2 protein-coding genes and 1 pseudogene are annotated in these 7,744 nt (G+C 41.5%); 2 read left to right on the top strand and 1 reads right to left on the bottom strand.

What is annotated here, in order from left to right:
* Positions 1–709 precede the first annotated feature (709 nt).
* Positions 710–976 (bottom strand): hypothetical protein, encoded by a 267-nt coding sequence (locus EDM53_RS05365; RefSeq protein ID WP_130122632.1) that lies wholly within the window; start codon positions 974–976, stop codon positions 710–712.
* A gap of 273 nt (positions 977–1,249) precedes the next feature.
* Between EDM53_RS05365 and EDM53_RS05360 the strand changes: the two are divergent.
* Together EDM53_RS05360 and EDM53_RS05355 are read left to right on the top strand one after the other, a co-directional pair.
* Positions 1,250–1,699 (top strand): annotated as a pseudogene (locus tag EDM53_RS05360) (transposase); the annotation flags it as partial.
* A gap of 159 nt (positions 1,700–1,858) precedes the next feature.
* Positions 1,859–7,744, top strand: a 5,886-nt coding sequence (locus EDM53_RS05355; RefSeq protein ID WP_130122630.1) for an NACHT domain-containing protein, incomplete at its 3' end; no start/stop codon positions are given.

Raw genomic sequence — 7,744 nt, 5'->3', positions numbered from 1 at the left:
GACTTTGTTCTTGCATCAATTCATCATGCTCTCGCCTAGAGCTATCAAACTCGTACATGCATTCCAATGCAGTATGAGTCAGTAAGCTGTATAGGTTCGTAAGCCTCCGATGATTTTGCTGCACCATCGGAGGCCGTCCAGTCAAGCGTGTAAGCTGAGGTCTTTATATCTGGATTAATATGTGGGAAAAAGACACAAAGTCTGTTCGAAGTAAGCTGCCATTGCTTAACAAGCATTATATACTTTTTCTTTACTCTTTGCAAGGACGAAAGAACAATCTTATATACGGCATCATCACAAGCAGACAACACGTGCCTTGGTTTTGATCACCTTGCCAACACCTGCTCCTCCCCCGAGTTTGACAGTTGATTTAGTGGAGAAGGCTGTTATACCTGGGTTTGAGGGGGTATCCACTACTCGAAGTGTACACTACAAGGTTTTTTGAGCTTTAGTGATCGTAGCAAAAGAGTTTGATTTGCAGTGTCTGCCCCATATAAAAAAACTTTGCGTCCCTTGGATGTCTATAACAGACCTATCCAGTCCTCTAACCGCATCACGTATCTCTTGTTCTGAAAGATGCCTGAGAGACATAAAGTTAATCTGTTCCTCAATGCATCTCTCAAAAATTAAACACATGAAATTCAATAAAATATGTCCACAGATGCGCTCAGAATTCCAATGAAATATAGGCCTTGTTTCAAAAAATGCTTCATGCTACGGAACGAGGACTCAATTTGCCAAAGTCCTCGATATGTACTGGCCACCGTGGCTGGTAGTAAAGTGGCATCGCTATAACTAATGAGATAAAAACGTCATAGCATCCGTCTCGTTCAATCCTCTCCAAATCCAATCCTTGAGGACGCTCCCCCTCCTCCATTTTCAGATATTTCTTTGCTCCACTGTTTTGATAAGATTGTGTCCTAGAACGTAAAGTTTTTGGCGTTCTTTTTCTGTTTAGGTTTGCCGGTTTTGTCACGATATGCTTTGACGATGGAAACGTAATTATTATTTTTGGCTTGAGTAGTGCGCCGAAACATAGAGGCAAGACAGAGTACATTACAAAAATATAACAGAAAACCCTCAAACCATACATCTTATCCCTCATCCTACACTTCTAGCTGTCAAACTCGGGAAATGTTCCTGGTAGAAAAACTGACGTAAAGGATAGTGAGTGGTTGCAGCAATTACATAGTTATGGATTACTAGAAGCTTCATTTATGCCTAATGATGAAATTTTGGTTTTGGAGTGCTAACAGCGCAAACGATTATCTCAGAAATGGGATTGGATATGAGCAAGTAGCCAACGGAGAAACATTTTGCATCTTGGTTAGGGCTTAGCCCAGCAAATAAGACCACAGGAGGGAAGGTGCTTAATACGAGAACGCGAAAGGTAGTGAATAGGGCATCTGAAGCGTTCAGAATGTCTGCCCACGCTGTTGGGGTAACTAAATCTGCGCTTGGAGCATATTTTCGAAGAATTAAGCAAAGGGCAGGAATACCAAAGACTATTACAGCGACAGCAAGTAAGCTAGCCTGGATTTTTTATCGTCTTATGAAGCATGGTCAGGAGTATATAGAGAAAGGCATGGATATTTACGAGAAACAATACGAAGAAAGGATAGTAAAGAATTTAGAGAAAAGTGCCAAGAAATTAGGGTTTGTCTTAATGAAGCAAATTGCAGAAATTTCAAGCTCTTAGCAGTGAGTCCCTTAGAAGAGGTTCATGCACCGTTTTGCGAAGAGGCTGGCGGACAAGTCCCGCCGGCCACACGGGCTCTAACACATGACACTAATCCTTGTATTGTGTCTGAGTCTCTGGTATCGATGGGTGTAGTCTAACAAAATGTAAAGTTAATCTATGCCAGTCAATTTTCATTCACAAAGCGATCAAGTTGTATCAACAGCCACACATCCATTGAGCGAAAAGCTCAAAAGCTTCTACAAGGCTCATGATGTGTTACCTAAGCTGATAGAGGATGATCATTTACCAATACAGAAGATAAAAGATTACTACGTCAAGCTTGAGATAATGCTGAATGCTGAATCTGACAGAGAGACTATAGAAGTGGCAAACATTTTCGACGCAGTAGAAGATCAAAAGGCAACTGAGCGAGTGTTAATAACAGCAGGAGCAGGTATGGGGAAGACAACGCTGCTCCATTACATAGCATACCAATGGGCTCGAAGTCAGCTCTTTTGTAAGAGATTTGATTACGTGTTCAGGGTAAAGCTAAAGACATTGACGTCAAGTGATTATCAACCTGACGATGTAGCACCGTTGGTGGAGTTGATATACCAGGATATGATGAGACAGTGTACGGACCTGGAAGATAGTGGTGTACAACTGGAGCGCATAAGTCGTCAAGAGTTAAGAAGTGTTTTAGAAGATAAGGAACTCAGTAGTAAAACACTGTTGTTGCTGGATGGTTATGACGAGGTAGTACACTTAACAGAAGAGCATAAGCTGAGATTGGTATTGAAGGATGTATTTAAATACGAGAACGTGTTGCTGACGTCAAGACCAAATGCATTATCTGATAGAATGCTTGCTAATTTTGGGAGAAGAATAGAAGGCAAGGGTTTAGAAGAATCTAGAGTAATTGAGTACATCAACAAGTACTTTGACTATCAAAGCGAAGTGGGAGGAGTAGAGCAGAATGGTGTGAGGCACAAGCTATTGGAGCTATATCGTAGTAATCAGTCGTTAAGAGCAGCATTGAAGATACCTATCAACACAGTGATAGTGTGTTTGATGAGCGGTGATCCAGATGTAATGGGTTTGGTAGGTATAGAGTTTAATTTGGGGGGATTGTATGAAGGAATGGTTGCGTGGTTAAGCAAAAGATACTTGCATAAAACAGTAGGTGGAGGGTTGTGTGATACGGGAGAAGCTGAAGAAGCACAGAAGGTGGTACTAAGTATTTTAGAAAGACTAAGCTACGAGAGTTTTAAGAATGACAAGCTAGTAGTAGAAGGACGAGAACTCGAGTGGATCGTGGGGAATGTAAAAGAACAGAGTCCTATATCGATTAGGGGTATGTATCAATATGGGTTACTGAGGAGTGACAGTATTGGTGTACGTGAGTATTCAGCACAAGAGTGGCATAAAAAGCAGTATGAATTTGTACATTTAAGTTTTCAGGAATGGTTAGTTGCGCATTGCTTGAAGGGTAAGCTATTAGAAGAAGGAGCAGAGGGCCAAGAAGCAACAGAGTTCATATCGAACCACAGGAACGAGCCAAAATGCTTAATGATGTTGAAGTTTTTGTCTGGATTGGTAGCGAACGAGAGGAGCGATAGAGCAGAATTGCTTGTGATAAGATTTTGGGATGCTGTGTTATGTAATGTGGACGGAGTATTGGAGTGTGATGGAGTGGCGAGAGTGAAGTTGCTAATGCACATATTAGGACAAGCAAAGGTACAAGGTTTGGTTGACGCTAGAATACCAAATCTTGACAGAATCGTCGAACTAATAGACGAGGAAGTATGTGGTAATGTATTTGAGTGGGGGGAAGAAATATGTAGCAGCTCTTATCTATCGGACGAGATGAAGAGGAGGTTGATTAAACCGCTAGCGGATTGGAAGGGGCAAGATGATAGAGATTTGAAAGTATCTCTGGATGTAATAGAGCAGACATTAGATAAGTTAATAGGAGAAGGTGGACGTATATTGGAAGCATGTCATATCTTATTGTGTTCGGACGGAGACCTGCAGATTAAGAAAAGGGCGATCAAGGTATCGGCAGGCGCTATAGGGGTATTGGGGAGCAATGCAAACTCTGGTACTGTACTAGATGTAATTGAGAAGATAGTTAGTTACGTAAATGATCATAGATTGAATAAAGAGATCTCTAGTACATTAGTGGAGATATCTAGAGTTGATAGATTGTACAGTGAGAAGATACTTGTGGAAGTGATCGGTGCTGCAAGAGTATGGGATTACACAGGCCGCAAGATTGCAGTGGAAGTGATAGAGGGAGTAACATTATGGATAAATATTGAAGTAAAGGTAAGAGCGATCAAAGAGCTTGTGGCCATATTGAAAGAGCGTAGTATCAGCGGATTTGTGACAGCGGGGATATGCAGTATAGCATCAACGGGAGGCGAGGTAGTGAAGACGGAAGCTCTTCGAGTATTGTCTCCTCTGTTAGAAAACGAAAATGAATATGTTCGGATCTCTGCAATGGAAGTAGTATTTAAGATAATGTCAGCGAGAGATATCCGCATAGGAGTGAAGCTGGAAGTGCTGCAATACATGGTTACACTTTTGAATGACGAAAGTGATTATATTCGTCTCTGCGCGGTAGTAGGGATAGGCGAAATATATTCTGGAGAAGACATTCCTATAGCAACAAAAGTAGACATCGTGCGTAGTCTGATACCAGTTTTGGATGATGGATGTGCTAGTAGTGCAGCTATGCAAGTGATTAGTAAAATAAGCTCAGTTGTGAATGTACTGACGGAGGTACAGTTAGAGGTGAGCAGAGCACTTATGGATGTATTAAGAAATGGCAATTGTAGGTGTCGTGAATCTGCAGTGGGAATCATAGGTAGGATAGGTGTTGTGTGTAATATACCTATTAGTGTCAGAGTGAGCATCATTCAGGCATTGCTTACTCTTTTGGAGGAGAGTGAGGCAAGTATGCGGAATTCTGTTGCAGAAGTGGTGTGGAAGGTATCCTCGGGACAAGACGTACCTCCGATGATCAAGTTGGCAGTGATTCGAGGCTTCATACCTCTTTTGAAGGACGAGAATGAATGTACCAAAGTTCATGCGGTGTTAGGGATAGGTGAAATGGCTTCAGGAGAAGACATACCAGTAGGAGTAAGGATAAGAGCATTAAACATGTTGATACCGCTCCTGAAAGATGTAAATACTGGTTGTCATAGAGCTGTAGTAATAACGATAGGTAGGATAGGTTCGATATCGGATGTGCCTGTTAGTGTGAGGGTGAAAGCCATTCGAGCCCTTATTGCTATTATAAAGGAAAGGGGGACATATGTGGTGGAGGCGACGTGGAAGGTGATCATGGGTGGGGATGTGCCTGTAGCAGTAAAATTGGAAGTGATTCAAGGTCTTATACCTCTCCTTCAGAACGAAAACGAATATACCAGGATGTATGCGATGCTAGAGATAGGTGAGATTGTTGCTGGAGAGGATATTCCTATGGGAGTACAAGTAGACGTTGTGTACAGTCTTATATCTTTTTTAAAGGATGTGTTTGCTAATGATTTAGCGGTGGAAATAATGGTAAAGATAGTGAAGGAGAGTAATATATCTATGGGAGTACGCGTAGAGATTGTGAATAGTCTAGTAGATGTTTTGAGGTACAATGATAGGAGATCTCACAAGTTAGCTCTTGAAGCTATAATGAAGATAGGATCGGGTGAGAACGTATCGGCAGAAGTAAAGGTTAAGACGCTCAAACTGCTTATAGAATTGTTGAGAGAATGTGATAGTACTCTGAGTGCGCATATCACAGACAGGATAATGTTGTTGGTCCTAGAAGAATGCATACCTATAGAGATGAATGTAGAAGTGGTCAGAGTACTCATTTCTTTCTTGGATGTGAAGCATGGATCAGTCTGTTGGTCTGGAGTAGAAGTGATATGTGGTATAGCCGCAGCAGGGAAGATGCCTCTAGAAGTAAAGTTCGAGGCGATCCGTGCTCTTGCTCTTGTAGGGAGTGGCTGCGATGATAATAGTTGGTATGTGAAGAAGGTGATTGATTCTATTATCGAGTCTGTGGAGTCTGTGAATGAGTTATTAGAACTACGAACAAAAGAATTAGTAAAGATGGATGTAGTGGAGAATAGCATTATAAGAAGATTGGCCAGCATGTTATCAAATGGATCAGTTTTAAAGGGCGATATACGGATCTTGATTCCGATGTTGAAGATTATTGAGAGTGATCTAGAGGATGTGACAACGGACAGGAATGTGGTGATAGAAAAGGCAAAGGAAAGTTTATATGCGATTGTGATGCCGGAGTATATAAGTGCAGCCACCACGATGGTGTTACAAGAAGGTATTGGGAATATACTAGCATTATCTAGTGAGAGTAAGAATTTTGTGAGACGATTGATGTATGAGGTACTGGGAGATGGTAGGATTGAAGGAAATGAGATAGAGTTGGTAGAGCAGTGTGTGGAATACAATGTGGCGACTATCTCTAAGGATTGTGACGGTGTTGTAGTGGATGGATTGCTGTATCGCATTAATGATGGAGTGAGTCAATGTGAGCTACGTAATATAGTGCAAAGGGTCCATGACAGAAAGGTAGACTTAGTTGTGCAATGTGACCGTGACGGATTTGGGAATGATAAGGTTGTGGTCAAAGATGAGATACAGCGAGTGGTAAAGAGTGGGGTTGGAATAAAAGAGCAAAGGTTAGTATTGGGTACACTACGTGATGGTATAAACTTGAATAATGACGTGAGCGCTAGGTACTGGTATAATCTAGAGGACGGAATAAAAGTATTGTTGTCGATAAGGGAGAAGCAGCTGAGCTATAATATGGTAAATATACCTGAAGAGGGTTATCAGGCATATATGGAAACGAAAGAGAGAATTTTCGTATCCGCTCCGTATCATACATGCGACTTGGAGGATAATTTGGTGTATGATATCAAAATCATTACTGGGACACATGAGGTACAGGAGTTGAACCAGGAATGGGTGCACAGACCGGAGATGATGGTAATATCACTATTACATGGGTTACACTGGAAATGCCTCAAAATGAACATAGATTATGACAGCAAAAGCATCAATGTATTGTACGATGATCCATACGGGAAGGAGATTGACGACGTACTAGATTCTAGGATTACAAAAGCGGTAAAAGAAGGGGGCAAACTATTGTTTGGCGGTAGAGTGAGGACTGTGACACTAGATTCGAAAGAAGTGGATCAGCAAGGTCTATCGTTAGGTAATGGTTATGACTGCGGTCCTATAGTGTTTAGCAATATAAGAAATTATGTGTCAAACAGGGACTATACCATAAGAAGTGTCGAAAAAATAGGGCACAGAGGACAGGTGCTTGAAATGAGGGAGAGAGATATGAGTGATTATGGTGAGGTATCTGACGTATTAATAGATGAGCAGTTAAAAGTGATAAGAGAGAAAATTAAGAGTGGTTTAGCGAAGAAAGCGCAATGGGAATCTGTGGTAGAAGGGCTGCCAGGGCATGATTTAGTACCTGAAGTAGTGGAGATGTTATTGATTATGCTAGAGGAGAAGCATAAAGCGGAAGGAAGAGTGGAAGAGCAATACACCGCAGAGGATGTGCTTGAAATGTATGGATTGCTATTTGGTACGAACACGGAGGTTTACATAGTAAGGCAGTCATATGGTAGCAATGCACAAAAGCTAATTGCGTCCTCTCTTGGAATGGATCTGCTGTATGCAGCCCACGAGGTAGGAGGGAGTATACTGCATGATGCGTTGTTGGATGTAATGTACGAGGAAGAGCAAGCACTAGCTTTATTAAGTAGAGCAAGGGAGATAGGAAGTAGAGAGTTGGTGCTTGAGATAATGGGAGCTGTGGAAGCATCAAGAGATATTGATATATTGGTCATACCATATATTCCAGAATCATCACTGGCACTTATTAGCGTTGAAGGAGAGCAAGGTCAGGTTGCGTCTGCTATTGGTAGAGATTATATGAATGCTGGTCAAAGAAGCATGATATCAAGGGTTATTGATGCTGTGATGAATCGACTTAACAACAAGCTAGATTTT

This window comes from Rickettsiales endosymbiont of Peranema trichophorum, assembly GCF_004210275.1.
Classification (GTDB): domain Bacteria; phylum Pseudomonadota; class Alphaproteobacteria; order Rickettsiales; family Midichloriaceae; genus RICK02.
Note: the sequence above shows the minus strand (reverse complement) of the source record. Positions and strands in the feature narration are given on the sequence as shown.